Here is a 25,770-nt window from a genome sequence, read left to right on the forward strand (position 1 = left end):
TCAGGCCGCCATGGTGAAGGGTTCGAGCCCCGCGAGGCGCGTGCGCACCGCCACTTCGGGGATCTGACGCGCCGGAAGCCCCTCGATCGCCTTCGCCATCGCGGCGATATGCGCCGGGGTCGAGCCGCAGCAGCCGCCGAGGATATTGACCTGGCCATGTTCGGCCCATTCGCGAACGAGTTCCGCGGTCGTTTCGGGCAGTTCGTCATATTCGCCGAGTTCGTTGGGCAGGCCGGCGTTCGGATAGACCATCACCAGCGCGTCGGCGAGTTCGGACAGGACCTTCACATGCGGACGCAGCTGCGACGCGCCGAACGAGCAGTTGAGCCCGATCGTCAGCGGTTTCGCATGACGCACCGCATACCAGAAGGCCTCGACCGTGTGCCCCGAGAGGTTGCGCCCGCTGAGGTCGGTGAGCGTCATCGAAATCATCAGCGGCAGTTCGCGTCCGACCTTTGCCTCGGCCTCCAGCGTCGCGGCGATCCCCGCCTTGGCGTTGAGCGTGTCGAAGATCGTCTCGATCAGGATGAAGTCGGCGCCGCCCTCGGCGAGCGCGACGACCTGTTCGAGATAAACGTCCTTCAGCTCGTCGAAATCGATCTCGCGATAGCCCGGATTGTTGACGTCGGGCGAGAGCGACAGCGTCTTGTTCGTCGGCCCGACCGCGCCCGCGACGAAGCGGCGGCGCCCGTCGAGCCCTTCATATTTCACCGCGGTCTCGCGGCCGAGCCGTGCGCTTTCATGATTGATGTCGACGACGAGCGCCTCGGCACCATAGTCGGCCTGGCTGATCCGGTTCGCGCTGAAGGTGTTGGTCGATACGATGTCCGATCCTGCCGCCAGATAGGATTCGCCGATCGCGGTGACGACGTCTGCGCGCGTCAGCGCGAGGATGTCGTTATTGCCCTTCTGGTCGTGCGACAGGCCGAGATTGCCCGCGTAGCAGGCCTCGGTCAGCTTCTTGAGCTGGATCTGGGTTCCCCAGCCGCCGTCGGTGAGCAGGATGCGTTCTTTTGCGGCTGCCTGCAGGGCTTCGCGTGCACTGATCATGCGGCTTTCTCCGTTGCGGGGGCCGCCTTCGGCCGCAGGCCCAACAGATGACAGATGGCATAGCTGAGCTCTGCCCGGTTGAGCGTATAGAAGTGAAAATCACGCACCCCGCCCGCATAGAGGCGCCGACTCATCTCGGCTGCGACGGTCGCGGCGACGAGCTGGCGCGCCGCGGGCAGATCGTCGAGCCCCTCGAACAGCGCGATCATCCACGAAGGGATGGCCGTGCCGCACATATCGGCCATACGCCGCGTTTGCGACACATTCGACACCGGCAAGATTCCTGGAACGATCGGGGCATCGATGCCCGCGGCTGCGGCGGCATCGCGGAAACGCAGGAACGCCTCGGGCGAGAAGAAGAATTGCGTGATCGCACGCGTCGCGCCGGCATCGAGCTTGCGCTTCAGATTGTCGAGGTCGGCTTCGGCGCAGCTCGCGTCGGGATGCACCTCGGGATAGGCCGCGACCGAGATATCGAAGGGCGCGACCTTCTTCAGGCCCGCGACCAGCTCGATCGCATTGGCATAGCCGTCGGGATGCGCACGATAGGGCGCCCCGCCCGGGACGTCGCCGCGCAGCGCGACGATATGGCGCACGCCGGCTTCCCAATAAGCCGCGGCCACCTCGTCGATTTCGGCGCGCGAAGCCTCGACACAGGTCAGGTGCGCCGCCGGCGGCACGGCGCTTTCGGCGGCAATGCGCGCGACGGTGGCATGGGTGCGCTCGCGCGTCGAACCGCCCGCGCCATAGGTCACCGATACGAAGCTGGGGTCCAAGGGTTCGAGGGTACGGAACGTATCCCACAGCTGCGCTTCCATCTTCTCCGTCTTGGGCGGAAAAAATTCGAAGCTGACGCCGATGTCACCCTCTAGATTGGCGAAGAGCGGCGAAGCGGCGGCGCGGCGAGCCTCCGCCAGCGAGTTCAGATTCGATGTCATGCCGCAAGCCTTTTGCTTTGCCCGTCGCCGGCGACGGGCGGTTGATCTTCGTCGCTGCGGCGGCGGCCGAGCCAGAGTTTCACGGCCAGCTCCCCGCCTTCGAGCGTCTGGGTGGTTTCGAGCAGCAGCCCCGCCGACGCGAACCAGCCGCGGATCTGCGCGTCCGAAAAGCCGAGGCGCGCGTGCGCGGCAAGGCTGCGCAACGCTTCGTCCTCGTGCGGCGCGAAATCGACGACGAGCAGATGCCCTCCGCCGCGCAGCACCCGGCTCGCTTCGGCGATCACCCGGTCGGGTTCGTGCGCAAAATGCAGCGCCTGATGGATGACGATGCTGTCGATGCTCGCGTCGGCGACCGGCAGGTTCAGGAAATCGCCCTGCAGCAGGTCGACCGGCACCGGCTGCCCTTCGAGCTTGGTCCGCGCGATGCGAAGCATTTCGGGACTGCGGTCGAGTGCCGTGATCCGCCGCGCGGTCGGCGCGAAAATCTCCGCCATCCGGCCGGTACCGGTGCCGATGTCGAGCAGATGGCCGAGCCGGCGATTGTGCATCATCGCCAGCATCGCCGCCTCGACCTCGCTTTCGGCGACGTGGCGCGACCGGATTGCGTCCCACTCGGCCGCATGTTCGGCAAAATAACGTTCGGCCGCCGCGGCGCGCTCGCCGCGGACCGCCGCCAGCCGCCGCGCATCATAGGCGATGACGCGGGCCTCGCGCGCCGAAAAGGGCCATTTTTCGGCCTGCGCGATGATTTCGGCAACCGGACCGCCGCTCGCGATCCGCAGGAAAACCCAGCTGCCTTCGCGCCGACGCTCGACGATCCCCGCCTCAACGAGGATCCGAACGTGGCGCGACACGCGCGGCTGGCTCTGGTCGAGCACGACCGCCAGCTCGCCGATCGCCAGCTCCATCGCACGCAAAAGCGCCACGACTCGCAATCGCGTCGGGTCCGCCAGAGCACGGAAAATGTCGATCAGCTCGCTCACCAAGCAACATATAAAGCTTTCTTTATATCCGGTCAACCGAGCGCGGTCCCTCAATTTTCTGCGGCGCGCGATCCCGCGAACCATGAATTGCGACGAAACCCCAATGCTGTCGCAAAAAGGGCGTTGCACCCTATTTGGCGAGGGGGTAATTCTGCGAGCGATTGGCAAAATCCGGGATCGATCCGTTCCTGCGCCGGTCGATCAGTTCAAACCGAGAGGGGTATTCCCAATATGAAGAAATCGATCACTCTGTCGCTCGTCGTTGCCGCTTCGCTGGGCCTCGCTGCCTGCGCCGACAAGGCTGCCGACGACGCCGCGGCGACCACCGAAGACGCAGCTGCGACGGTCGAAGGCGCTGCTGACGGCGCGATGGAAGCCGCAACCGGCGCCGCCGACGCGACCGCTGCTGCCGCTGGCGAAGCCGGCGCCGCTGCCGAAGCCGCCGGCGATGCCGCCGCTGCCGGCGACGCTGCCAAGGCTGCCGACAAGGCGACCGAAGCTGCCGGCGCTGCCAAGGAAGCAGCCGACGCCGCCAAGGGTGCGCTGGAAGAAGCCAAGAAGTAAGCATTTTTGGCCTTCCGGGCCGAAAAAATGTCGAAGGAAAAGGGGGTCTCCGGTTCGCCGGTGGCCCCTTTTTCTTTCGGGACGGGTATCAACCGGCGCGGTTGCCAAGCCTCCGATCCGCCGTTAACTCTCTGCCCCATGGCCGGCCGGCCGGTCATTGCATTCGAAAGGAATATCATGCGCAAAATCATCCTCGCCTCGATGGCCGCTGCGGCCTTCAGCCTCACCGCCTGCTCGGAAAAGACGCAGGACGCTGCCGCCGATACCGCCACCTCGGCCGCCGATGACGCCGCGGCTGCGGGCGACGCTGCCGCAGATGCCGCCGCTGGCGCTGCCGATGCGACCGCTGCGGCCGCCGGCGAAGCCGCCGACGCGACCGCTGCCGCCGCCAAGGACGCCGGCAACGCCGTCGAAGGCACCGTGAACGCTGCGGGCGACGCCGCCGCTAACGCTGGCGACAAGATCGCCGAAGAAACCAAGAAGGCCGAAGCCAACGACAAGAAGTAAGTCGTCGGCACGCCTTCGGGCTGTTACGAAGGGCCTCATCCGGACGGATGAGGCCCTTTTTCATGGGAGCGAATGATGCGAAATCCGTGGCCTGCGGCCGCCATGCTCGCCCTGCTTACGGCGGGATGCAGCCGCACCGACAACGAGCCGGGTCCCGGCGGCGTGACCGTCAGCGAAGCGAAGGCGCTCGACGATGCTGCCGAAATGCTCGAGAGCCGCGACAGCGTTCCCGCCGCAGCGGACGCGAAGCCTGCAAAAGAGGCCGGCAAATAGCCTTCCCTCGTCCCGTCACCGCGTATAGACTGGGGTCGTCCCGCAACTGGCGCTGAAGATGGAGACCCATCGGGAAGCGGGGCCGATCGCCGATCGATGCAAGCCGCGCGCCTGGGTGATCCACTGCCGACGCGAGGACCATCCATGACCGATACGCCAACCACCATCGTCTTCCTGCTCTTTCCGGGCATCACCCAACTCGACTTCACCGCGCCGGCGCAGGCGCTCTGCCGGATGCCCGGTGCCATATTGGCTGGGGCCGCGGCCAGCCGCGACCCCATCGCCACCGACAGCGGCTTTTCGATCGTGCCGACGCATGATTTCGCGAACGCGCCGCAGGCCGATATCCTGTGCATTCCCGGCGGGCATGGGGTCACCGACGCGCTCGGTGATGCCGCAACGATCGATTTCATCGCACGGCAGGCCGCGGGCGCGCAGTGGGTGACGAGCGTGTGCACCGGCGCCTTCCTGCTCGGCCGCGCCGGGCTTTTGCAGGGCAAGCGAGCGACAACGCACTGGGGCTATACGCAGCTGCTGCCGCTGGTCGGTGCGCGCCATGAAAACGCCCGCGTGGTCGAGGACGGAAATGTCGTGACCAGCGGCGGCGTGACCTCGGGACTCGATTTCGCGCTGGCGCTGATCGCGCGGCTCAAGGGCGACGCCGTCGCGCAGGCGATCCAGCTCGCGATCGAATATGACCCCGCCCCGCCCTTTGCCGGCGGCCACCCCGACCGCGCGCCCGACGCGGTGACCGTCGGACTGAAAACGCGCGTCTACGATGCCGCGGCGGCACGAATGGAGGCCGCGCTGAAAGCCTAGGGTCCGGGCCCTAGCGGCAGTCGGCGAGCGCGATCTCATAAAGCTTCGGCCAGTTCTTGCCGGTGACGAACAGCCGTTTCTTGCCGGCGTCCCACGCGATGCCGTTGAGCACGCTGTCGCGATCGCTCGCGCCGGCGTCGGCCTTGAGCGTCGTCAGGTCGACGAGCGAGACGACATCGCCGCTCGCGGGGTCGATGCGGACGATGAAGTCGGTCATCCAGACATTCGCCCAGATCTGGCCATCGATCGTCTCGAGCTCGTTGAGCATCGGAAGCGGACGGCCGGCGAAGCGCACCGTGACGCGCTTCTGCTCCTTCATCGTCGCGGGGTCGAAAAAGCGCAGCGCCGTCGTCCCGTCGCTGAGCACAAGACTGTCCCCGACCATCGTCACCCCCCAGCCTTCGCCTTCATATTTGAAGGTCCCGACGGGTTTCAGACTCTTGATCGACCAGCGATTGCCCACCCCGCCCTGCCAGGTCACGCCGATGATCTGATCGCCCCAGCGCGCAATGCCCTCGCCGAACTGGTCTGCCGGGAGTTTCGTTTGGGCGAGCGCCTTGCCGGTATTGAGATCGAGGCGTGCGACGCGCGACTGGCCGTATTGCCCGGTGGCTTCGTAGAGATGCCCCTCGTGCCAGAAGAGGCCCTGGGTGAAGGACGATGTGTCGTGCGGAAATGTCTCGACGATCCGGTAGCCGCAGCGTTCGACGGGCGGCGGGGCGGTTGCCGCGACCGGATCGGCGAGCAGCGCGAAGGCAAGGGCAAGCATCATCGCCGCCTTGCTATGCCGCTTGGGGTGAACTGGCAATGACCCACGAAAAAGGGCCGGAGGATCGTTCCCCCGGCCCGATTTCTGTTGGCTGAGCGCCGAACGGCCGTTGGACTTAGAAGTCCATGCCGCCCATGCCGCCCATGCCGCCGCCGCCCATCGGCATCGCCGGCTTGTCTTCCGGCAGCTCGCTGACGGCCGCTTCGGTGGTGATCAGCAGACCCGACACCGACGCTGCGTCCTGAAGCGCGGTGCGCACGACCTTGGTCGGGTCGATGACGCCGGCGGCCTTCAGGTTTTCATAGACGTCGGTCGCAGCGTTGAAGCCCTGCTCCTGGTTGTTTTCGCGCAGCAGGTTGCCGGCGACAACCGCACCGTCGTGGCCGGCGTTGGCCGCGATCTGGCGCAGCGGCGCTTCGATCGCCTTGCGGACGATGTCGATGCCGCGGGTCTGGTCGTCGTTGGCGCCCTTCAGGCCGTCGAGAGCCTTGGTCGCGTAGAGAAGCGCGGTACCGCCGCCGGGGACGATGCCTTCTTCGACCGCAGCGCGGGTCGCGTGCAGCGCGTCGTCGACGCGGTCCTTGCGTTCCTTCACCTCGACTTCGGTCGCGCCGCCGACCTTGATCACGGCAACACCGCCGGCGAGCTTCGCCAGACGTTCCTGCAGCTTTTCACGGTCATAGTCGCTGGTCGTGGTTTCGATCTGCGCGCGGATCTGTTCGACGCGGCCCTTGATCGCATCATGGTCGCCAGCACCATCGACGATGGTGGTGTTGTCCTTGTCGATCGTGACGCGCTTCGCCTGGCCGAGCATGTTCAGCGTGACCGACTCGAGCTTGATGCCAAGGTCTTCGCTGATCATTTCGCCGGCGGTCAGGATCGCGATGTCCTGCAGCATCGCCTTGCGGCGATCGCCGAAGCCCGGTGCCTTGACGGCCGCGACCTTCAGGCCGCCGCGCAGACGGTTCACGACGAGGGTCGCGAGCGCTTCGCCTTCGATGTCCTCGGCGATGATCAGGAGCGGACGGCCCGACTGCACAACCGCTTCGAGGATCGGAAGCATCGACTGGAGATTGGACAGCTTCTTTTCGAAGATCAGGATGTACGGATCGGCCAGTTCGACGATCATCTTTTCGGGGTTGGTGATGAAGTAGGGCGACAGGTAGCCGCGGTCGAACTGCATGCCTTCGACGACGTCGAGTTCGAACTCGAGACCCTTGGCTTCCTCGACGGTGATCACGCCTTCCTTGCCGACCTTTTCCATCGCTTCAGCGATCTTCTCGCCGACTTCGGTGTCGCCATTGGCCGAGATGATGCCGACCTGTGCGATTTCCGAGGTACCGGCGACCGGGGTCGAGCGCGCGGCGAGGTCAGCGACGACCTTGCCGACCGCGAGGTCGATGCCGCGCTTCAGGTCCATCGGGTTCATGCCCGCGGCAACCGACTTCATGCCTTCGCGAACGATCGCCTGGGCGAGCACGGTCGCGGTGGTGGTGCCGTCGCCGGCCTTGTCGTTCGCCTTCGAGGCGACTTCGCGCAGCATCTGCGCGCCCATGTTTTCGAACTTGTCCTTGAGTTCGATTTCCTTGGCGACGCTGACGCCGTCTTTGGTGATGCGGGGCGCACCGAAGCTCTTGTCGATCACGACGTTGCGGCCCTTGGGGCCGAGGGTGACCTTGACGGCGTCGGCGAGGATGTCGACGCCCTTCAGGATGCGCTCGCGCGCGTCGCGCGAAAATTTAACGTCCTTGGCAGCCATGATTGCTTCCTTCAAAAAATCGCAGAAAACTGCGTAACTTTACACTGAAATCGCGTTTCCGCCGGGGCGGAACGACGGGCCTCAGGCGATCACGCCGAGGATGTCCGATTCCTTCATGATCAGCAGCTCTTCGCCGTCGACCTTGACTTCGGTGCCCGACCATTTGCCGAACAGGATACGGTCGCCCGACTTGACGTCGAGCGGGGTGACCTTGCCGTCTTCGGCCTTCGTGCCGGTGCCGACGGCGACGACTTCGCCTTCCTGCGGCTTTTCCTTGGCGGTGTCGGGAATGATGATGCCGCCAGCCGTCTTTTCTTCGGCTTCGATACGGCGGACGAGCACGCGGTCGTGCAGCGGACGAAATTGCATGGAAATCCCTCCAGAGATGGAAATGATATCGTTTAGCACTCACCAACGGCGAGTGCTAACAGGCGGCCATATGGGTGGGAGTCTGGAGGGCGTCAAGCTGACTCCAACCAAAATTTTACATCCTCAAGATAAGAAGCCCAAGATGGCAGACAAGGCACCCCAAAAGAAATCGGAGCAGGTCCTCGAACGGCCAGAGATCGGCGCGCGCCCATGTCTCGACTCGATGCCCTATCGTGCAATCATATTTGCGCGGTTTCACAGCGAAGAAAACCAGATACCCCTTTATTGGGTGGGAGGCATGGCCGGCGGTCCTTGGAATGCAAGAAACAGCCTGAAAAAGGCAGCTCACTTGCACGGGGGGAAATGCTTTTATTGCCCGACCAAATTGACCAAAGACAATGTGACCATCGACCACGTCGAGGGACAGAATGGCGACGCTGCCGAAGCCATCCAAAATCTCGTGCTCGCCTGCAAACCCTGCAACCAGAAGAAGGGCAATGCGCCGATCGAGGCATTCAACGCCAGCGCTGGCCGCGAGTGGCTGCAAGCGCTCCACGCACAAGTCGAAGAGCGCCTTAGAAAATTAGGTTGAAGGCAGCAGCCCCAGTCGCGCCCGCATCCGCCACCTAGCGAGCAGCACAGCCGACACCACGATCAGGCCGACAGCCAGCCCGATCCACACCCCAACGCCCTGAAGCGGGGTCCAGAAGCCGAGGTAGATGGCGGTGCCATAGCCCGCGATCCAGTAACCGCACACGGCGATGATCATCGGCACGCGCGTATCTTGCAGACCGCGGAGCACGCCCGCAGCCACCGCCTGTGCGCCGTCGAAAAGCTGGAACGCCGCGGCGACGACAAGGAACTGCATCGCAAAGCCGACGAGCGCGGCGTTGCGCGCGGCGTCGACGTCGACATAGATCGACAGGACGAGCGACGGGAAGAGCCACATCAACGTCGCGGTGAAGCCCATGAAACCGATGCCGAGCGCGAGCGACGCATAGCCCGCGAGTCCGATCCCGCGATGATCCCTCGCGCCATAGGCAAGGCCGACGCGGATCGTCGCCGCCTGCGCAACGCCGAACGGGATCTGGAAGGCGAGTGCCGCGACCTGCAGCGCGATCGTGTGCCCGGCCAGTTGCGCTTCCCCGATGCGGCCCATCAGGAAAGCGGCGCCGGTAAACAGCCCCGCCTCGGCAAGAATAGTCAGGCTGATCGGGGTGCCGATCCGCAGCATCTCGAAAAAGCGGCTCCATTCGCTGCGCCACCAGTTGCCGAACAGGCGATAGCGGCGCAGGCGCCGATCGCTCTGGATCACGACAACATAGGCGAGCAGGATCAGCGCCGAAGTGATGACGCTGGAAATCGCCGAACCGTGCAGGCCGAGGGCGGGCATGCCAAGGTGACCGAACACCAGCACCCAATTCCCGAGCGCGTTGACGAACAGTGCGCCGAAGGTGATCGCGGTCGCGATGATCGGGCGGCCGAGCGCGGAGACGAAGATGCGCAGCACCGCCGCGGCAATCATCGGGAACATGCCCCACATCAGGATCAGCAGGAAGCTTGCGGCGCGGGTTGTGAGTTCTTCGGGTTGGCCGGTCGCGCGCATGATCGGCCCGCCCGCGGCACAAACGCCCATGAACAGGATCGAGACCAGCAGACTGAGCCACAACGCCATGCGCACCGTGCGGCGTATCTCGCGCACGCTGTGCTTGCGCCGGCCGAGTTCGGCGGCGATCAGCGGCGCGGCAGCGCTGACGAGGCCGGTGCCGGTCCACAGCAACAACCCGAAGATCGAAACGCCGAGCGACGAGGCAGCGAGGTCGGTATCCCCGAGCCGCGCAACGAACATGACGTCGATCGCATGGACCATCATCTGCAGCAGGTTCGCCGCCGCCAGCGGCACCGCAAGCGCCAGCGTCGCGCGGAATTCCGCACGGAAATTCTGCGGACGATCCGCAGTCAGGGGGGTAGCCTGCTTCAGCATAGCCGGCCCGGATAGGCGCGCGGCGACCGCGTTTCAATCGGGTGCGCAGCTTTTCGAACATTTCGCGGGCAAGGTGGCAAAAAGGCAACAACCAAGCCCCTGCGCTTCCCATTATCGCCATCCCGGACTTGAGCTCGGGCTCGTTCCGCCACGCCGAAGAATGGATCCCGGATCAAGTCCGGGATGACGAACCGCGTATCAAGTCGGCGGCTGCAGGAATATCTCGACTTTGCGATCGCCGTCCGAGTTCTTCGTCACCGTCGAAATCGCTTTCGGATCGATCCCGCGCAGCTTTAGCTCTGTCGCCACCGTCGCCGCCATCCGGTTGCCGTCGTCCGTCGACGCGCCCTGTCCTTCGATACGGACGGGCCCGCGACACTCGCGCCATGCGAGCCAGATATTGCTGATTGTCAGATTGCCGGCGGGCGGCAGGTCGGTCCGCCCGGGCGCGAAATTCAGGACATAGGGTTTGTCGGGGCGGCAGAAGGCAGCCTTCCCCTGCCCCGCCGCCGCCATCGGGGTGACAACGACATTGGCGGGCGTCGGCGCGGGCGCCGCCTTCCCGGCGATCTCGACCGGATCCGGCACGGCCGGATCGCCGCCGCCCAAGGCCAATAAGAGGACGGCCCCCGCCAGCAGCACTCCGCCCACCAGCAGCGGCCAGTAGCGACGCGCGGAGAGGTCGGGCGGCGACAGCGGGTGTGGCGCGGGCGCAGCGACTGCGGCCTGCGGCACCGGTTCGCCCGGGCGCCCCAAGGCTCCGGCGCGCTGCTTCGCAACCTCGATCAAGGGATCGCCGGGATTGGCCGCGATCCAGCCTTTCCACAATCCGGCATCGGCCGCCTGTTCGCAGCGCACATAATCGCCCAGCCCCGGCCGCCCGACAAGCCGGCCGATCCGCGCCACGATCTGCCGCCAGCCCTCGCCCGAGCGAAAACCGCGCGCGTCGAACAGGTCGACCGCCTGCACCGAGGCGAATTCGAGCGGCGGAAGGCAATCGTCGAGCCGCGCCGCGACGAGGCGCTCGTTCTGGCGCCCGGTGCGCGCTTCGGCCCGGATCCAGTCGCTGTCGGCGGCGAGCGCAGACCAGAGGACGAGGACCGCGCTGGCGCTGCGCACCTCGCGCTCTATTTCGCGGTCGAAATCGGTGCCGGGTTCGATATGCGCGTCGAACCACACCGACAGTTTGAGGTCGACGAGCGCATTATATATGGCGACGCAGCGCCCGCGCTCCTCGCGCTTGTAACTGATGAAGACGTCGGTCATCGCCCCATCCAATGCTTCACCGCGTCATTGGCTCCAGAGCAGCGCCATTTCATAAGCAAAGGCGAGGAAGGTCAGCGTCAGGCCGACGACGAACAGCCGGTAGGCGTAAGCGAGAAACCGGTATTTGCGCCGCGCGAGGATGACGCCGTTCTGATAGGTGTCGCGCAGCATCGTTTCATAGAGATCTTCCTCGGTGCGCAGGCGCAGCTTCACGGCATCGATGAACTCCTGCTCGTCCATTTGCTCGAAACGGCCGAAGAAGAGGATATTGCTGTGGTCCTTGCCGTCCTTGTAGACGGCGGGCGGCGCCTTGCCGACGCGCGGCAGCACGGCCGAAATGGCAAGCAATGCCGAGAGGAAGGAAAAGGTCGCAAGCACCGTCAGCGGCATCGCAAAAGCGCCGGCCCCCGTCCGCGCCTGCCCGACCGCGAGCGTGAAGACGACGAAGGTCGCGCCCATCAGGATCGACGCCTTTTGATCGGCCATCTGCGACAATTGCATCGTGATCTGCTGGTTGGTGCGCACGAGATGCACCGCATTCGGCGGGAAGGAAATCGCCGGTCGTTCGGGCGATGTCGTTGATTCTGCGCTGTCCATGCCAAGCTGCCCCTGCCCAATATCCTGTCAGCGACCCGTCACAGGGATGCCATGAAGTCCCGCCAGCGGCAAGATGCTGCCCTGTTCCCGCCGCAATCGCTTGCCAATCGGGAGCCTTCGCGGCATGCCCGCGCGCAACTTTCTTCCATTATGGGACGCACCAGATGAGCACCGCCCTCAAGGATCAGATTTTCGGCCTGATCGAACCCTTCAACAAGAAAGGCGTCGAACTGACCGACGCCACCACCTTTGCCGGCGACCTTGAATGGGACAGCCTGACGGTGATGGATTTCGTCGCCGAGGTCGAGGACACGTTCGACATCATCATCAGCATGAACATGCAGGCCGAGATCGAGAATGTCGGCCAGCTCGTCGCCGCCGTCGAGAAATTGCAGGGCTGATCCGCCGATGACCGACCTCTTCAGCAAGTTCGATCCGCTCATCCAGCAGCGCGAGGCGCTGCTCGCGACCGGCGTCACCGATCCGTTCAGCCTGGTGATGGAAAAGGTAGTCTCGCCGACCGTCGCGATCTGCAACGGGCGCGAGACGATCCTGCTCGGCACCTATAATTATATGGGCATGACCTTCGACGAGGACGTCATCGCCGCAGGCAAGGACGCGCTCGACAAATTCGGCAGCGGCACCACTGGCAGCCGCGTGCTCAACGGCACCTACCAGGGCCACAAGGAGTGCGAGGACGCGCTCAAGGAATTCTACGCCATGGATCATGCCATGGTGTTCTCGACCGGATATCAGGCGAACCTCGGCATCATTTCGACGATCGCGGGCAAGGGCGACTATGTCATCCTCGACATCGACAGCCACGCCTCGATCTATGACGGGTGCAAGATGGGCGACGCCGAAATCGTCGCCTTCCGCCACAATGACGTCGAGGCGCTCGAGAAGCGCCTGAAGCGCCTGCCTCCCGAAGCGGGCAAGCTCGTCGTGCTCGAAGGCGTCTACTCGATGCTCGGCGACATCGCGCCGCTGAAAGAGATGATCCGCGTCTCGAAGGAAAATGGCGCGATGGTGCTGGTCGACGAAGCTCATTCGATGGGTTTCATCGGTGAGCATGGCCGCGGCGTTGCCGAAGCGCAGGGCGTCATCGACGATGTCGACTTCATCATCGGAACCTTCAGCAAGAGCGTCGGCACCGTCGGCGGCTTCTGCGTGTCGAACCACCCGAAGTTCGAGATCATGCGGCTCGTCTGCCGTCCGTACGTCTTCACCGCCTCGCTGCCGCCGAGCGTCGTCGCAACCGCCGCGACGAGCATCCGCAAGCTGATGCACGGGTCGAACAAGCGTGCGCATCTGTGGGAAAATTCGAAGGTACTGCACAAGGGGCTGCGTGACCTCGGCTTCCAGCTCGGCACCGAGGAGCCGCAGTCGGCGATCATCGCGGTGATCATGCCCGACCTCGAACGCGGCGCGATGATGTGGGAAGCGCTTCTCGAAGAGGGGCTCTACGTCAACCTCGCCCGCCCGCCGGCGACGCCCGCGGGCATGACGCTGCTCCGCTGTTCGCTGTGCGCCGAACATACGATCGAGCAGGTCGGCGAAATCCTCGGCCGCTTCGAACGCGCAGGCAAACGCGCCGGGATTATCGGCTGAGCCGAGCGCACGCGCCGACCAGCGGATTCCTTTTCGGGCCGAATTGAAGCGGCGCGCCGTTCGGCGCTTTGCTGTCCCCTTGTTGTCCGGTAAAGGGTTGGACGTGTTCGAGCGGGATAGCGACAGCGAAAACGACGGCCGACGGGAGCGTATCCGCTTCTGGTCGACGATCGTCCTCGGGGCGATCCTGACCGGTGTGGTCGGGGCGCTCGTCCTGCTGCTCTCGCGCGCCAACGACAATTACGATCGTTCGCTCGGCTGGCAGACGCAGAGCATGGAGGTCATTTCGCAGACCCGCTCGGTCGACGCCGCGATCGCGCGCGCCGAAGCCGCGCTCGGGCGCTTCGCCGTCGGCCTGCAAAAGGAAGACGGGCGCATCTATGAATATCAGTGGGGCCGTGCGCGGCAATTTCTGAGCCAGTTGCAGCGCAACGTCCGCGACAATCCCAAGCAGATGGTCCTCGTCGAGCAGCTGACGCGGGAGATGGACAGCCGCGGCGCACAGCTCGGCGATGCGGCGCTCAGCGCCAACTATAACCAGACGGTCGCCGCCATTTCCAAATTCTATGCCGCCGGCAAGGGGGAAGGGCTCGGGCGGATCGACAAGATATTGAGCGAGATCATCGCCAACGAGCGCGCGCTGCTTCGCGAACGCAATCGCCTTGCCGCTGCCGACCGCGCCAGCCTCAACCAGGCGATCCTGCTCTTTTCGCTCCTCGGCGCGACCGCCGCGGTCATCGCCATCGGGGCAAGCTTCTCGCTGATCCGCGCCGAAGGCGAGCGCCGCCTCGCGCGGAACGAACAATTGCTCGAAAGCGACCGCGCGATGCAGTTGGCGACCGCGGTCGAGGAACGCACGGCCGAGCTCGCCCACGCGAACGACGCGCTGCGCAGCGAGATGACCGAGCGCGAAGCGGCCGAGGCGCAGCTGCGCCAGGCGCAAAAGATGGAGGCCGTCGGCCAGCTGACCGGCGGCATCGCGCACGATTTCAACAATATGCTCGCGGTCGTCGTCGGGGGGCTCGAACTCGCGCAGCGCTGGCTGCCCGGCAAACCCGAAAAGGCGCAGCGCCACCTCGTCAACGCGCTCGACGGCGCCAATCGCGCCGCCGACCTGACGCGGCGGTTGCTGACCTTTGCGCGGTCCGAGCCCGCGCGGCCCGAAATGACCGTCGTCGACGATTGCATCGCAAGCTTTGGCGAGCTGATCGAACGCACGATCGGCGACCGGATCGCGCTGACGCTCGACCTTCAAGCCGGCGGCCTCGCCTGCTGGGTCGACAGGCAACAGTTCGAAAATGCGCTGCTCAACCTTGCGGTCAACGCGCGCGACGCAATGAACGGCCACGGTTCGCTCACGATCCGGACAATCGGCGACGGCGAGGACAAGGCGCTCGCGGTGCAGGTGATCGACACCGGCTGCGGCATGTCGCCCGAAGTGCTCGAACGCGTCTTCGACCCCTTCTACACAACCAAACCCGCAGGCCAGGGCACCGGCCTCGGCATGAGCCAGGTCTTCGCCTTCTGCCGCCAGTCGGGCGGCGAGGTACAAATCTCTTCGACCGAGGGCGAAGGCACCAGCGTCGCGATGCTGCTGCCCGTCGCCAAGGCCCAGATCGACGCCGAGCCCGAAATCCCCGCCGGCGAGGTCGCGGGGACGGCCAGCGCGCCCGCCGAGGCGCTCAACATACTGGTGGTCGAAGACGATGCGCGCGTGCTCGCCGCGACGGTCGATGCGGTCAGCGAACTGGGCCACACCGCGGTCGCCTGCGGCAACCCGCTCGAAGCCGAAGCGCTGGTCGAAGGCCGGCTTGCCAAGGGACAGGGCGGCTTCGACCTCGTCCTTTCCGACGTGCTGATGCCCGAACTCACCGGGCCCGAAATGGTCGCGCAACTGAAACAGCGCTGGCCCGAACTGTCCGTCCTGTTCGTCACCGGTTACGCCGGCGACGCCAGCGAAGATGCCGCCTTTGGCGACCATGATGTGCTGCGCAAGCCCTTCACGCTGACCGCGCTCGATCAGGCGATCCGGCGGAGCGGCGAGGCCCGGCCGGAGGGACAGCGGCTGGCGAGCTGACCCGCCCAACGCTTTTTGCAAGGCATGGTTATCGGATCGCGCCGCTTTTCATCAGGCGCGGCACCAATGTGATCGCCGCGACGAGGGGCCAGCGGCGCTGCCATGGCTTGATTTCGATCCGCGTCCCCGCGTGCCGGTTTATCTTCCACGCGAGATAGTCGATGCCGCCGGCATAGGTCAGGCTCGCCTTGGCGAGCCGCGCGATGCTGAGCAGCTTGCCCTCAAGACGCCGGCGTGCCCAGCCGCCGCTGCGCGCTCCGTCCGGAATTGCGGCGATCGCCGGCGTGCTGAACCGTTCGTAACGCCCTGCATCGGCGTCGACGACCGACTGCGCGCGGTTCGTTCGCTCGGCGCGCAGCTCGACCGAATAAGTAAGCGAAAAGGCGCGCCGCCACCAGTCGAGCGACGCTTCGCCGGCGACCGCACCCGCCGCGGCGAGCAAGGTCGGCGCCGCGCGCGAGACTGCTGCGATCGCCCGGTCGCGCGCCGTATCGTCGACCGCCCAAACCAGCCGCGACGGCTGGGCGAAACGGGCCCACACCGACACATTGCGCGTCTCGGCCCCGTTCAGCCGATCGAAGTCGGCTTCGCTGAGCACCGCATATTTGGCGATCAGCCCGTCATGCTGGAACGGAAAGACATTGGGCGGGATCAGCCGGTTGGCAAGCGCCATCCAGCGCTTGGGATAGGCGTCGCCATAATCGGACACGATCAGGTAGAAATCGAGCATCAGCCCGTCGAGTTCGCTTTCGCGGAGGCAGCTGCCGTAAAACAGCACCGCACGCGCGCTGCCCGGATATTGTGCCGCGATCGCCTGTGCCATCGCGGTGACGCGCGGGTCGACGGGGACCCCGAGTTCTTCGCGGACGAGATCGGTCAATGTCGCCACCGGCGGCTCAGGCGGCGAGGCGCAGGAAGGGAACCGGCTGCGTCGAGGTCAGGATGATCGGCGCGCCATTCTTCGCCTGGAAGATCTCGCCGTCGAGGATCACGTTCGACCGTTCGCCTTCGATACGGATTTCATCGCCCTGCTGGAAATGGACGCCATCGAGCTGTTTCTGCCCCAGCGTCCCGCGCCAGGTCGCGCCGAGCATGCGGAACAGCGCGCCGACATTGCTGTCGGTCGCGAGCAGCTTCATATTGCCGTTGGTTCCATAGGCTTCGCTGGTGCGGATGCTGAGCAACAATTTCTCGAGCGTCGTGACGATCAACAGCGAGAATTTGCCCTTGAACTCGCCTTGCCGGATCAGCGACACGGTCATAGGTTCGGGCTTGGGCGGCAGGCGTCCGCCGCCGATCCCGAAGACGATCGCGAACAGCCCGAGGATCGCCGCCAGGAAATGCGACAGCCCGTTGGGCAGGCCGAGCGGATAGATGCGATTGCGGCAATAGAGCATCACGTCGGCGAGATAGGCCCCGCCGAGGAACATGCCGAGCACCGGGCGCGCTTCGCCGCCGCTGTCGAGCGAGATCAGCTGGCGTTCGATCACATGGTCTTCGAGGCGGCCGCTCTCGACGAGTTCGAGCACCCGCTCCAGCGCCTTGATCGGGTCGCCTTCGGCGCCGAGATCGAGCGCGATCAAATTGGTCTTGCCGTTGGGAAGCACCGCGACCGGCGGCGGCGAACCGCCGAAATGGCCGCCCGAATAAATCTCGGTCAGCGCGGCCTGCACCGTGCCGTCGCCGCCATTGATGACGACGACGCGCGGGCCGACCATCGCCATCGTCCGGATGGCCTTTTCGATCTGGTCGACGTCCTCGACCTCATAATGGAAGATATCGGGGTGCGCCGCGCAATATTCGCGAACCCGCGGCAACAGGGCACGGTTGCCCGTCGATCGTGGATTCGAAAGAAGCGCGACGCTGGCCATATCCGATCACATATATTTCATAGCGATGGAGATCGCCTTGGGCGCATCCCCGACCGAAAAGGCCGTCTTCTTGTAGCTCGGCTTGCCGAGGTTGAAGACGTTGATGCTGGGATTGTTCGACATCCCGCCGCCATCCGATCTGAGGTCGGTCTTGCCATTGCCGTTGACGTCGTGACGCACGGCGATGCCATAGACGCCCGCTTCGGGCAGCGGCACGCACACGGTCATCGTCCCGGCGCGCGCCGGCACTTCGACGCGCGACAGCCAGCGGCCCTTGGCCAGCCAGTCGGCCGCCGTGCCGCGATAGCTTTGCACGCGAATCTTGCCGGTCGACGCCTTGACGCCGCTGATCTGCACCAGCGTCGACGGACCGCTTCTGCACTTCGCCAGATCGTTCGAGATGACCCGGCCTTCCGCCTGCGCCGACGCGGCAAAAGCCAGCACCGAAACGCCAAGCAGAGCGGATACAAATTTCGACATGACCTCAAAACCTCCAGAGGCTATAGCCATGCCAGCATTCGCTGAAGCGCGTGCCGACACGGGTCCCTGTCGCCCTTGAATCGGCATATCGGAAACAACTGCGGCCAAAACATGGTGATGGGGCGACGAAAGATTGAATAAGCTGCCTGCCATCGACCGCTACATCGCGCGGCTCATCTTCTTCCCCATGCTTGGTACGCTGGTCCTGTCGGCGATGCTGCTGGTGCTCGAAAAGATGCTCCGCCTGTTCGACTTCGTCGCCACCGAAGGCGGCCCGGTCAGCGTTGTGTGGCGCATGCTCGCCAACCTGATCCCCGAATATCTTTCGCTCGGCATCCCGATCGGCCTGATGCTCGGAATTCTCCTTGCTTTCCGGCGCCTTGCGACGTCGAGCGAGCTTGATGTGCTGAAGGGCGTCGGCATGAGTTTCGGGCGGCTGATGCGCGTGCCCTATGCCTATGCCATCGCGCTCGCGGCGCTCAATCTGGCGATCGTCGGATTCATCCAGCCGGTCGCGCGCTACGCCTATGAAGGCCTGCAGTTCGAACTGCGCTCGGGCGCGCTCGGCGCCTCGATCAAGGTCGGCGAGTTCACCAAATTGGGTGACCGCATGACGCTCCGGATCGAGGAAAGCTATAATGACGGCCGCTCGCTTCGCGGTATCTTCGTGCGCGGCGAGAATAAGGACGGCCAGCGCGTGTCGGCGACGGCCGCGCGCGGCCAGTTCCTTGCCACCGACGATCCGAACACGATCATCCTGCGGCTGTCGCAGGGCGTGCTGATCCATGAATCGCCCAAATTCGCGGTGCCGCGCGTCCTGACCTTCGACAATCACGACCTGCCGATCCCGCTGCCCAAGATCGAGGCGTTCCGCACCCGCGGCGGCGCCGACCGCGAAATGACGATTCCCGAGCTGTTCGTCGCAGGCAAGGACCAGAGCCAGCCCGAACAGACGCGGCTCGAATCGCGCGCCAATTTCCACTTCCGCATCGTCGAAGTGATGTCGATGTTCCTGATCCCGCTGATGGCGATCGCGCTGGCGATTCCGCCCAAGAGGTCGACTTCGTCGCTCGGCGTCTTCCTGTCGATCGTGCTGCTGGTGACCCAGCACAAGATCAACCAATATGCCGAGGATCTGGGGGCGCGCGGCACTATCGACCCGCTGATCGCGCTCTGGGTTCCCTTCCTGCTTTTCGCGGCGCTGGCGATCTGGATGTATTATACCGTCGCGCACGTCCCCGGCGGCCAGCCGATCGGCGCGCTCGAACGTGTCGCGGCCAAGGCGGCGCAAAAGATCCGCGCGATGCTGACGATGTTCCAGCGCAAGCCGCCGGTGGCGGAGAGCGCGACCTAAATGCACCAGCTCCACTTTTTCCCTTCGCGTACGATGGCGCTCTACGTCGGCCGCCTCTTCCTCGTCCGTTCCTTCTCGATCCTCTTCGCGCTGGTGCTGATCCTGCAGACGCTCGACCTCCTGGGCGAGAGCGGCAAGATTCTTGCGGTCGCGGGCAACAGCGATTCGGACGTCTGGCGCTATGTCGGGATGCGGCTGCCGCAGATCATAGAGACCTTCCTGCCCTTCTCGGTGCTGCTCGGCACGATATTGACGATGGTGACGCTCAATCAGAACAGCGAGGTCATCGCGATGAAGGCGTCGGGCATGTCGGCGCATCAGGTGCTCGCCCCGCTGTTCCTCGCCGCGCTGCTCGTCGCCGGGATCAGCTTCGCGTTCAACGAGCGTATCGTCACCCGCTCGACCGCGGCGCTCAGCGCCTGGCAGAAGGTCGAGTATAAGAAAGTCCCGAGGGACAGCGGCATACGCACGAACATCTGGGTGCGCGACGGCGACGACCTGATCAATGCGACGACGGTCGATACCAGCGGCCCGGTGATCACCCTCGGCTATGTGACGATATACGAACGCACGCAGGGCGTGCTGTCGTCGATGCTGTCGGCCGACAGCGCGCGCGCGGTCGCCGGCGGCGGCTGGGAACTGACCAATGCGCGGCGTTTCATGCGCCGGTCGGGGACGCTCGAACCGCTCGGCAATGTCGTTGCAATGAAGAATGTGCGCCCCGACCAGTTCACGCTGGCGCAGGTCGACGGCGACGAACTGCCCTTCCTGAAGCTCAAGGCCGCGATTGACGACCTCGAAGCCGCGGGGCGCCCGGTCGATGCGCTGAAGGGCGTGCTGTGGCACAAGATTTCGGGGCCATTGTCGGCGATCTTGATGCCGCTATTGGGTGCCGTTGCGGCGTTCGGGCTCGCGCGATCGGGCAAGCTGTTCATCCGAGCGATCATCGGCATGGGGCTTGGTTTCGCCTATTTCGTCGCCGACAATTTTGCGCTCGCGATGGGCGACCTCGGCGCCTATTCGCCCTTCCTCGCGGCATGGGGGCCGTTCATCCTCTTCGCGCTGATCGGCGAGATGATCCTGATCCGGACCGAGGAATAGGCTTTGTCCGGTCCAGACAGGCCGACGGTAAATCCCGCTCAAGCCCTGATGCTGGCATCCGGCCTTCTGCTTGCATCATGTGGCGATGCTCCGCTGCCCAACGCAACGCATTGGCGAATTGCAGTCAGCGGAAGCCCGTCGTGCCTCGGCGATTTGACCCGGGAAATGACTGCGGCGCGGATAGATGTCGCGCGCTTTCCCGAATGGAAAGATGGCGAGGGCGTCATGGAATTTGGCCCCATTTCCAATGAAAGCATCGACGATTCGAATGCCATCGTTCGCGCATCGAGATGCGCGACGGTCACAGGAAAACGTCCAAGCTGCTCGACCGATCACTCGGACGTTGGCGCCTGCTAATTGCCGGAAAAAGCCCCTGCTGGCAGCCTGATTTCAGGCCGCAGCGCCCTTCGCCGAACCCGCAACGAGGTTCACAACCAGCTTCGGCAGGCTGTCGTAATTTGCGCCATGATATTGCGAATCGGCAGGCAGCGCGTCCTTCAGGCGCCGATGCGCCTCGGCAAGCGAATGATAGGGAACGCCGGGCAGCAGGTGGTGCAGCGCATGGTAGCGCAGCCCGACGGGCGCCCACAGTTCGGGCAGCAGGCCCGGCGGGGGGACGTTGACGCTGTCGAGGAACTGGCCGGTTACCGTCAGCACTTCGCCGTCATTTTCCCAGAGATGCGCGACGAGCGTGCGGATCTGGTTGAGCACCAGCGTTGCCGACGCGATCGCACCGAAGATGATGAGCGCGCGCAGCGGCACCCAGCCGAAAACGCCCGCGGCGATCAGCAGGCTCGACCACGCCCAGGCGCCGCCTTCCTGCCAGGCCCATTGGCGGCGGAATTCGCCCTCGGGCGGTTTGCGACGGAACAGCGGGTTGATGATCATCCCCGAATAGCGTTCGACGACGACCCGGCGCAGCGGCGGGATCAGGAACGACAGCGGGGTGAGCACGCCATAACGGAAAACGAGCGCGACCGGCGCGAACGCGGCCGCGACCACGAACAGCGGCACCGTCCACGGCTTCATCAGCGCGAGCGGCAGATATTCGGGGTCATCGACTGTGCCATATTTGGTGCGGTTGTGGTGCAGGCTGTGAATCCCCTCGTACATGAAGGAGGGGATCAGCATCGGCACGCCGACGAGGATGTTCCAGCCGAGGCGAAAGCCCGGCAGCGCATTTTTGCGGATATGGGTGAGTTCGTGGATGAAGCTGCCGGCGCGGTAGAGCGCGACGACGGCGACGAGCGCCGCGACCAGCATCCACGCCATCGACGGCGCAAAAATCGCCGCGGCGATGCCCGCATAGCCGATGAAGGCCGAAGCGAGCATGTCGGTCCAGTAGATGCGCGCGCTCGGCTGCACGAGATCGCGCGTCAGCTCCGAAGCCGCGCGGATCATCGCCATATCGTCCGCGATTGCGGATTTGGGCGTCTTGGTGGCCGACGGCGCGAAAGGGGTCGCGACCCGATCGGCGGGGGGATTGATCGTCGTCATAAAGGGTCCAAAACCATAGTTTCGTGGCAGCAAAATGGCCGAATGCGGGTCGCCAGCGCCCTATCTATGCCCTAATGCGTCGCCAAACATATAGGACACCCCTTTCAGGAAACCAGTATGAGCGGACATTCGGACGGCCCGATCACCATCGTTCCCGTCAAGGACAAGAACGACCTGCGCGAGTTCGTCGAGCTCGCCTATCGGCTCAATCGCGGCGATCCGGCATGGGTGCCGCCGCTGAAGGGCGAAGTCTACGGCCTGCTGACGCCGGGCAAGAATCCGTGGTTCGAGCATGGCAAGGCGCAGCTTTTCCTCGCCCGCCGCGATGGCCGGACGATCGGCCGCATTTCAGCGCATATCGACGACCTCGCGCTCGCGCAGCCCGTCGAACAGGGCATGGGTCCCGGCACCGGCAACTGGGGCCTGCTCGAAGCCGAGGATGAGGCAACCGCACAGGCGCTGCTCGTCGCCGCCGAGGACTGGCTGCGCACGCAGGGCATGCACCGCTCGCTGGGGCCGCTGTCGATTTCGATCTGGGACGAGCCCGGCCTGCTGATCGAGGGATTCGACAACCGGCCGACGGTGATGATGGGGCACAACAGCCCTCTTTACCGCGCATGGGTCGAGGGGGCGGGCTATCAGCCCGTCAAGCAACTGCTGAATTATGATGTCGCGATCGACGAAGGCTTCCCGCCGCTGGTCAACCGCATCGTCGCCGCAGGCGAAAAGAATGCGCGCATCCGTATCCGCAAGGTCAACAAGCGCCACTTCGCCGCCGAAGCAAAGCTGATCATGGGACTGCTCAACGATGCCTGGTCGGACAATTGGGGCTTTGTCCCGCTGACCGACAGCGAGATCGCCTATGTCGGCAAGAAACTGAAGGACATCGTCTTCGAGGATCTGATCCGCGTCGCCGAAGTCGATGGCGAGCCGGTCGCGTTCATGATCGTGCTGCCGAACATCAACCAGCTGCTGATCGACATGGACGGGTCGCTGCTTCCCTTCAACTGGGCGCGGCTGCTGTGGTGGCTGCGCAAGCCCCAAAGCCATATCCTGCGCGTGCCGCTGATGGGTGTCGCGAAAAAGCTGCAGAACAGCCGCATGGCGAGCACGCTCGCCTTCATGATGATCGAATATATCCGCCGCGATGCGGTCGTCGCTTATGGCACGAAGCGCGGCGATATCGGCTGGGTGCTCGACGACAATCAGGGGATGAACGCCGTCGCCGATGCGATCGAGGCCAAGGTCAACCGGGTGTACCAAATTTACGACAAATCGCTCTGACATCGGGACAGCTTTGCGACAAATGACCGCCACCATGCGTTCGGGGCATGGAAAGGCATTGTCATGGCAGTCCAATATCTTGCCGCAAACCGCTTCGGCCTCGGCCGCCGTTTCGACGATCCGCCGGTCGCCGATCCGAAAGCCTGGCTGACCCGGCAGATCGGCGATTACGACCCCGCCCCCGCCACGCTGGCGGAGCTGGCGACGCGCGAGACGATCGCGACCGCCTATGCCGAATATCGCGAAGAAAGGCAGGCCGAGCGCCGCGCGGCGGCGATGAACGACGGCGACGACAATATGCCGCAAGCGGGACGGCGGATGGCGCGCGCCGGGTTTCGCCGCCATTATGCCGAAGCGGCGAGCGCGCGGCTCGCTGCTGCGGTCGCGACACCGACACCCTTCCCCGAACGGCTCGTCCATTTCTGGACCAACCATTTCGCCATCTCCGCCGACAAGCAGGCGGTGGTCGGCTTTGCGGGCAATTATGAGAATGAGGCGATCCGCCCGCATATCATGGGCAAATTTTCGGACCTGCTGATCGCCGCCGTCCACCATCCCGCGATGCTGCTCTACCTCGACCAGGCGCAGAGCTTTGGCCCTGACAGCGCCTTTGCGACGCGCGTGCGAAACCGCGGCAAACGGCAAGCACCCGGGCTGAACGAGAATCTGGCGCGCGAGATATTGGAGCTGCACACGCTGGGCGTGGGCGCCGGCTATACGCAGGCCGACGTGACGAGCTTTGCGAGAGCGCTGACCGGACGGACCGTCGCGGGCCTCGGGCGCGGCGCGGGACAGCGGCTGATGCCCGCCGATGCGCGGCCGGGCGAGACACTGTTCGTCGAACGGCTGCACCAGCCGGGACCCCAGACGATATTGGGCCGGCGTTACGATCAGCCCGGCGCGAAGCAGGCCGAAGCGGTGCTGCGCGACCTGGCCGGGCATCCCGCGACCGGGCGCCATATCGCCACCAAGCTCGCGCGCCACTTCGGCGGCGACACGCCGCCGGCGGCGCTCGTCGACCGGCTGGCGCAGGATTTCCAGAGCACGGGCGGCGACCTCCCGTCGCTCTATCGCACGCTCATCGCCTCGCCCGAGCCATGGGCGGCGGAGCCCGCAATGTTCAAATCGCCGTGGGACTGGACGGTGTCGATGCTCCGTGCGCTCAAGACGCCGGGGCTCGGCCAGCAGCAGAATATCGCCGCGATGTTCACCCAGCTCGGCCAGCCGGTGTGGCGCCCCGGATCGCCCAAAGGCTATGACGACATGGTCGCGACCTGGGCAGGCTCGGCGGCGCTGATGCAGCGCGTCGAACTCGCCAGCCGCATCGCGGGCAGGATCGGCGACCGCGCCGATGCGCGCCAGCTCGCGCCGCTCGTCCTCGCCGACGCGCTCACCCCCGAAACGGCGCAGGCAATCGGTCGCGCCGACAGTCCCGGGCAAGGCATCGCGATGCTGTTTGCCAGCCCGGCCTTTTTGCGGAGATAGACGATGATCCTCTCACGCCGATCGATCCTGTTGTCGGGAATCACCGTCGCCGCCGCGGGCGCATTGCCCGGTTTCGCCTATGCGGCGGCGGGCACGCCGAAACGCCTCGTCTTCATCATCCAGCGCGGCGCCGCCGACGGGCTCGGCACCGTCGCACCGACCGGCGACCCCGCTTTCGCCGACGCGCGCCGTGCGATGGCCGACGAGACGGCGGGCGGCACAAAACTCGACGCCATGTTCACCCTGCACCCGTCGCTCGCGGCAACCGCTGGCCTCTACACTGGCAAGCAGGCGCATTTCGCGCACGCGGTCGCCACGGGCTATCGCGACCGGTCGCATTTCGACGGGCAGAATATGCTCGAAGGCGGCGGATCGCGCCCCTATGGCCGCGACGACGGCTGGGTCGGGCGCTTGCTCACGCTGCTCCCTGCCGCCGAGCGCGACGCGATCGCTATCGCCCCCGCGGTGCCGCTCGCGCTGCGCGGCAGCGTGCAAGTCGGCACCTATGCACCGAGCCGCCTTCCGCAGGCCGACGCCGACCTGATCGCACGGCTGACCGCGATGTATGCGACCGATCCGCTGCTCCATCCGCTTTGGGACAGCGCGATCAAGACGCAGGAGCTGGCGGGCGATATCGGCGGCAACAACGGCCGCAACGGCGCCGACCTCGGCAAGCTTGCCGCCTCGCTGATGCTGCCCGAGGACGGCGCGCGCGTGATGATGGTCGAAACCGGGGGCTGGGACACGCACAGCGGCCAGCGCGGCCGGCTCGCCGCGCAGCTGCGCGGGCTCGACCAGCTGGTCGGCGCGCTGCAGTCGGGGCTCGGCCCCGCGTGGAACGATACGCTCGTCATCGTCGCGACCGAATTCGGCCGCACGGTCGAGGTCAATGGCACCGGCGGCACCGACCATGGCACCGCCTCGACCGCAATGCTGCTCGGCGGCGGGCTGCGCGAAGGCGGCAGGGTGTCGGCCGACTGGCCGGGACTCGGCGCCGCGGCGCGCTACGAAGGCCGCGACCTCAAGCCGACGCGCAGCCTAGAGAGCGTGATCGCGGGTGCGGTCGCGCATCATTATGCGCTCGATCCGAAACGGGTGATGGGGACGCTGTATCCCGATGCTTGAGCCAAGG

At 65.2% G+C, this 25,770-nt stretch carries 27 protein-coding genes and 1 riboswitch; of the genes, 14 read left to right on the forward strand and 13 right to left on the reverse strand.

What is annotated here, in order from left to right; genetic code table 11:
• The 3 genes from VGU00_RS02450 to VGU00_RS02460 are packed head-to-tail and all read right to left on the reverse strand — an operon-like array spanning window position 1 to window position 2,971.
• A complete protein-coding gene (locus VGU00_RS02450; protein ID WP_327465132.1) occupies window positions 1-1,050 on the reverse strand; it encodes a homocysteine S-methyltransferase family protein in 1,050 nt (349 codons plus the stop codon).
• On the reverse strand, window positions 1,047-1,988 hold the full coding sequence (gene metF / locus VGU00_RS02455; RefSeq protein ID WP_327465134.1) for a methylenetetrahydrofolate reductase: 942 nt from the start codon (window positions 1,986-1,988) through the stop codon (window positions 1,047-1,049). Before metF ends, VGU00_RS02450 begins: the two co-directional genes overlap by 4 nt.
• Window positions 1,985-2,971, reverse strand: coding sequence for a metalloregulator ArsR/SmtB family transcription factor (locus VGU00_RS02460; protein WP_327465136.1), 987 nt, complete (start codon window positions 2,969-2,971; stop codon window positions 1,985-1,987). The genes metF and VGU00_RS02460 overlap by 4 nt, the downstream gene beginning before the upstream one ends.
• 231 nt (window positions 2,972-3,202) lie before the next feature.
• Here VGU00_RS02460 and VGU00_RS02465 point away from each other — a divergent pair, with 231 nt between their 5' ends.
• The 4 genes from VGU00_RS02465 (at window position 3,203) to VGU00_RS02480 (ending at window position 5,134) form a co-directional block, all read left to right on the forward strand.
• Entirely contained in the window at window positions 3,203-3,535 is a 333-nt protein-coding gene (locus tag VGU00_RS02465) for a hypothetical protein (RefSeq protein WP_327465138.1), read from the forward strand.
• 177 nt (window positions 3,536-3,712) lie between these two features.
• A complete protein-coding gene (locus VGU00_RS02470) occupies window positions 3,713-4,042 on the forward strand; it encodes an entericidin EcnAB (RefSeq protein WP_327465140.1) in 330 nt (109 codons plus the stop codon).
• A gap of 72 nt (window positions 4,043-4,114) precedes the next feature.
• Complete coding sequence (locus VGU00_RS02475; protein ID WP_327465142.1) at window positions 4,115-4,315, forward strand: hypothetical protein; 201 nt, start codon at window positions 4,115-4,117, stop codon at window positions 4,313-4,315.
• 32 nt (window positions 4,316-4,347) lie between these two features.
• A riboswitch (ZMP/ZTP riboswitch) is annotated at window positions 4,348-4,439 on the forward strand.
• A gap of 20 nt (window positions 4,440-4,459) precedes the next feature.
• Entirely contained in the window at window positions 4,460-5,134 is a 675-nt protein-coding gene (locus tag VGU00_RS02480; protein ID WP_327465144.1) for a DJ-1/PfpI family protein, read from the forward strand.
• 10 nt (window positions 5,135-5,144) lie between these two features.
• On the opposite strand, the gene VGU00_RS02485 is transcribed toward VGU00_RS02480, so the two are convergent.
• From VGU00_RS02485 to groES, 3 genes are all read right to left on the reverse strand, one after another.
• Complete coding sequence (locus VGU00_RS02485) at window positions 5,145-5,906, reverse strand: glutaminyl-peptide cyclotransferase (RefSeq protein WP_327465146.1); 762 nt, start codon at window positions 5,904-5,906, stop codon at window positions 5,145-5,147.
• A 112-nt stretch (window positions 5,907-6,018) separates the two neighbouring features.
• On the reverse strand, window positions 6,019-7,662 hold the full coding sequence (gene groL, locus VGU00_RS02490) for a chaperonin GroEL (RefSeq protein ID WP_327465148.1): 1,644 nt from the start codon (window positions 7,660-7,662) through the stop codon (window positions 6,019-6,021).
• A gap of 81 nt (window positions 7,663-7,743) precedes the next feature.
• Entirely contained in the window at window positions 7,744-8,031 is a 288-nt protein-coding gene (groES, locus tag VGU00_RS02495; protein WP_327465150.1) for a co-chaperone GroES, read from the reverse strand.
• A 70-nt stretch (window positions 8,032-8,101) separates the two neighbouring features.
• Between groES and VGU00_RS02500 the strand changes: the two genes are divergently transcribed.
• Window positions 8,102-8,623: an HNH endonuclease signature motif containing protein gene (locus tag VGU00_RS02500; RefSeq protein WP_327465152.1), complete on the forward strand. Its 522-nt coding sequence runs from the start codon at window positions 8,102-8,104 to the stop codon at window positions 8,621-8,623.
• Here VGU00_RS02500 and VGU00_RS02505 read toward each other — a convergent pair.
• The 3 genes from VGU00_RS02505 to VGU00_RS02515 form a co-directional block, all read right to left on the reverse strand.
• Window positions 8,615-10,015 carry an MATE family efflux transporter gene (locus tag VGU00_RS02505; RefSeq protein ID WP_327465154.1) on the reverse strand — a complete coding sequence of 467 codons (1,401 nt, stop codon included), beginning with the start codon at window positions 10,013-10,015 and terminating at the stop codon, window positions 8,615-8,617. The genes VGU00_RS02500 and VGU00_RS02505 overlap by 9 nt on opposite strands.
• Window positions 10,016-10,213: 198 nt before the next feature.
• Complete coding sequence (locus VGU00_RS02510; RefSeq protein ID WP_327465156.1) at window positions 10,214-11,281, reverse strand: toll/interleukin-1 receptor domain-containing protein; 1,068 nt, start codon at window positions 11,279-11,281, stop codon at window positions 10,214-10,216.
• A 24-nt stretch (window positions 11,282-11,305) separates the two neighbouring features.
• Window positions 11,306-11,878, reverse strand: a complete 573-nt coding sequence (locus tag VGU00_RS02515; RefSeq protein WP_327465159.1) for a Pycsar system effector family protein — start codon at window positions 11,876-11,878, stop codon at window positions 11,306-11,308.
• A 164-nt stretch (window positions 11,879-12,042) separates the two neighbouring features.
• On the opposite strand from VGU00_RS02515, the gene VGU00_RS02520 reads away from it, so the two are divergent.
• The 3 genes from VGU00_RS02520 to VGU00_RS02530 all read left to right on the forward strand — a co-directional run bounded on the left by VGU00_RS02520 (window position 12,043) and on the right by VGU00_RS02530 (window position 15,566).
• Window positions 12,043-12,279, forward strand: a complete 237-nt coding sequence (locus tag VGU00_RS02520; protein ID WP_327465161.1) for an acyl carrier protein — start codon at window positions 12,043-12,045, stop codon at window positions 12,277-12,279.
• Between the two features lie 7 nt (window positions 12,280-12,286).
• The gene (gene spt / locus VGU00_RS02525; protein WP_327465163.1) at window positions 12,287-13,489 is read left to right on the forward strand and encodes a serine palmitoyltransferase; all 1,203 of its coding nucleotides are present in this window, start codon (window positions 12,287-12,289) and stop codon (window positions 13,487-13,489) included.
• A 103-nt stretch (window positions 13,490-13,592) separates the two neighbouring features.
• Window positions 13,593-15,566: an ATP-binding protein gene (locus tag VGU00_RS02530; RefSeq protein WP_327465165.1), complete on the forward strand. Its 1,974-nt coding sequence runs from the start codon at window positions 13,593-13,595 to the stop codon at window positions 15,564-15,566.
• Window positions 15,567-15,594: 28 nt separating this feature from the next.
• Here VGU00_RS02530 and VGU00_RS02535 read toward each other — a convergent pair whose 3' ends face one another.
• The 3 genes from VGU00_RS02535 to VGU00_RS02545 are packed head-to-tail and all read right to left on the reverse strand — an operon-like array spanning window position 15,595 to window position 17,917.
• Window positions 15,595-16,455, reverse strand: a complete 861-nt coding sequence (locus tag VGU00_RS02535) for a hypothetical protein (protein WP_327465167.1) — start codon at window positions 16,453-16,455, stop codon at window positions 15,595-15,597.
• Window positions 16,456-16,462: 7 nt separating this feature from the next.
• Complete coding sequence (locus tag VGU00_RS02540) at window positions 16,463-17,437, reverse strand: acylglycerol kinase family protein (RefSeq protein WP_327465169.1); 975 nt, start codon at window positions 17,435-17,437, stop codon at window positions 16,463-16,465.
• A gap of 6 nt (window positions 17,438-17,443) precedes the next feature.
• A complete protein-coding gene (locus tag VGU00_RS02545; RefSeq protein ID WP_327465171.1) occupies window positions 17,444-17,917 on the reverse strand; it encodes a DUF2141 domain-containing protein in 474 nt (157 codons plus the stop codon).
• A gap of 187 nt (window positions 17,918-18,104) precedes the next feature.
• Between VGU00_RS02545 and lptF the strand changes: the two genes are divergently transcribed.
• From lptF to VGU00_RS02560, 3 genes are all read left to right on the forward strand, one after another.
• Window positions 18,105-19,271 carry an LPS export ABC transporter permease LptF gene (gene lptF, locus VGU00_RS02550; RefSeq protein WP_414713491.1) on the forward strand — a complete coding sequence of 389 codons (1,167 nt, stop codon included), beginning with the start codon at window positions 18,105-18,107 and terminating at the stop codon, window positions 19,269-19,271.
• Complete coding sequence (lptG, locus tag VGU00_RS02555) at window positions 19,272-20,372, forward strand: LPS export ABC transporter permease LptG (protein ID WP_327465175.1); 1,101 nt, start codon at window positions 19,272-19,274, stop codon at window positions 20,370-20,372.
• Window positions 20,373-20,525: 153 nt separating this feature from the next.
• A complete protein-coding gene (locus VGU00_RS02560; protein WP_327465177.1) occupies window positions 20,526-20,729 on the forward strand; it encodes a hypothetical protein in 204 nt (67 codons plus the stop codon).
• A gap of 33 nt (window positions 20,730-20,762) precedes the next feature.
• Here the strand turns inward: VGU00_RS02560 and VGU00_RS02565 are convergent, their stop codons facing one another.
• A complete protein-coding gene (locus VGU00_RS02565; protein ID WP_327465180.1) occupies window positions 20,763-21,869 on the reverse strand; it encodes a fatty acid desaturase in 1,107 nt (368 codons plus the stop codon).
• Window positions 21,870-21,986: 117 nt separating this feature from the next.
• On the opposite strand from VGU00_RS02565, the gene VGU00_RS02570 reads away from it, so the two are divergent.
• The 3 genes from VGU00_RS02570 (at window position 21,987) to VGU00_RS02580 (ending at window position 25,763) form a co-directional block, all read left to right on the forward strand.
• Window positions 21,987-23,153 carry an N-acetyltransferase gene (locus tag VGU00_RS02570; protein ID WP_327465182.1) on the forward strand — a complete coding sequence of 389 codons (1,167 nt, stop codon included), beginning with the start codon at window positions 21,987-21,989 and terminating at the stop codon, window positions 23,151-23,153.
• Window positions 23,154-23,216: 63 nt separating this feature from the next.
• Window positions 23,217-24,638, forward strand: coding sequence for a DUF1800 domain-containing protein (locus VGU00_RS02575; protein ID WP_327465184.1), 1,422 nt, complete (start codon window positions 23,217-23,219; stop codon window positions 24,636-24,638).
• Between the two features lie 3 nt (window positions 24,639-24,641).
• A complete protein-coding gene (locus VGU00_RS02580) occupies window positions 24,642-25,763 on the forward strand; it encodes a DUF1501 domain-containing protein (protein WP_327465186.1) in 1,122 nt (373 codons plus the stop codon).
• The last annotated feature ends 7 nt before the right edge of the window (window positions 25,764-25,770 follow it).

Origin of the sequence: Sphingopyxis sp. (assembly GCF_035944815.1) — a bacterium.
Taxonomy (GTDB): domain Bacteria; phylum Pseudomonadota; class Alphaproteobacteria; order Sphingomonadales; family Sphingomonadaceae; genus Sphingopyxis.

What these genes read in the sequence shown, in the direction of transcription:
- VGU00_RS02450 (WP_327465132.1), bottom strand. Translation starts at nt 1,050, where the DNA reads ATGATCAGTGCACGCGAAGCCCTGCAGGCAGCCGCAAAAGAACGCATC.
- metF (WP_327465134.1), bottom strand. Translation starts at nt 1,988, where the DNA reads ATGACATCGAATCTGAACTCGCTGGCGGAGGCTCGCCGCGCCGCCGCT.
- VGU00_RS02465 (WP_327465138.1), top strand. Translation starts at nt 3,203, where the DNA reads ATGAAGAAATCGATCACTCTGTCGCTCGTCGTTGCCGCTTCGCTGGGC.
- VGU00_RS02470 (WP_327465140.1), top strand. Translation starts at nt 3,713, where the DNA reads ATGCGCAAAATCATCCTCGCCTCGATGGCCGCTGCGGCCTTCAGCCTC.
- VGU00_RS02475 (WP_327465142.1), top strand. Translation starts at nt 4,115, where the DNA reads ATGATGCGAAATCCGTGGCCTGCGGCCGCCATGCTCGCCCTGCTTACG.
- VGU00_RS02480 (WP_327465144.1), top strand. Translation starts at nt 4,460, where the DNA reads ATGACCGATACGCCAACCACCATCGTCTTCCTGCTCTTTCCGGGCATC.
- VGU00_RS02485 (WP_327465146.1), bottom strand. Translation starts at nt 5,906, where the DNA reads ATGATGCTTGCCCTTGCCTTCGCGCTGCTCGCCGATCCGGTCGCGGCA.
- groL (WP_327465148.1), bottom strand. Translation starts at nt 7,662, where the DNA reads ATGGCTGCCAAGGACGTTAAATTTTCGCGCGACGCGCGCGAGCGCATC.
- groES (WP_327465150.1), bottom strand. Translation starts at nt 8,031, where the DNA reads ATGCAATTTCGTCCGCTGCACGACCGCGTGCTCGTCCGCCGTATCGAA.
- VGU00_RS02500 (WP_327465152.1), top strand. Translation starts at nt 8,102, where the DNA reads ATGGGTGGGAGTCTGGAGGGCGTCAAGCTGACTCCAACCAAAATTTTA.
- VGU00_RS02505 (WP_327465154.1), bottom strand. Translation starts at nt 10,015, where the DNA reads ATGCTGAAGCAGGCTACCCCCCTGACTGCGGATCGTCCGCAGAATTTC.
- VGU00_RS02510 (WP_327465156.1), bottom strand. Translation starts at nt 11,281, where the DNA reads ATGACCGACGTCTTCATCAGTTACAAGCGCGAGGAGCGCGGGCGCTGC.
- VGU00_RS02515 (WP_327465159.1), bottom strand. Translation starts at nt 11,878, where the DNA reads ATGGACAGCGCAGAATCAACGACATCGCCCGAACGACCGGCGATTTCC.
- VGU00_RS02520 (WP_327465161.1), top strand. Translation starts at nt 12,043, where the DNA reads ATGAGCACCGCCCTCAAGGATCAGATTTTCGGCCTGATCGAACCCTTC.
- spt (WP_327465163.1), top strand. Translation starts at nt 12,287, where the DNA reads ATGACCGACCTCTTCAGCAAGTTCGATCCGCTCATCCAGCAGCGCGAG.
- VGU00_RS02540 (WP_327465169.1), bottom strand. Translation starts at nt 17,437, where the DNA reads ATGGCCAGCGTCGCGCTTCTTTCGAATCCACGATCGACGGGCAACCGT.
- VGU00_RS02545 (WP_327465171.1), bottom strand. Translation starts at nt 17,917, where the DNA reads ATGTCGAAATTTGTATCCGCTCTGCTTGGCGTTTCGGTGCTGGCTTTT.
- lptF (WP_414713491.1), top strand. Translation starts at nt 18,105, where the DNA reads ATGCTTGGTACGCTGGTCCTGTCGGCGATGCTGCTGGTGCTCGAAAAG.
- lptG (WP_327465175.1), top strand. Translation starts at nt 19,272, where the DNA reads ATGCACCAGCTCCACTTTTTCCCTTCGCGTACGATGGCGCTCTACGTC.
- VGU00_RS02565 (WP_327465180.1), bottom strand. Translation starts at nt 21,869, where the DNA reads ATGACGACGATCAATCCCCCCGCCGATCGGGTCGCGACCCCTTTCGCG.
- VGU00_RS02570 (WP_327465182.1), top strand. Translation starts at nt 21,987, where the DNA reads ATGAGCGGACATTCGGACGGCCCGATCACCATCGTTCCCGTCAAGGAC.
- VGU00_RS02575 (WP_327465184.1), top strand. Translation starts at nt 23,217, where the DNA reads ATGGCAGTCCAATATCTTGCCGCAAACCGCTTCGGCCTCGGCCGCCGT.
- VGU00_RS02580 (WP_327465186.1), top strand. Translation starts at nt 24,642, where the DNA reads ATGATCCTCTCACGCCGATCGATCCTGTTGTCGGGAATCACCGTCGCC.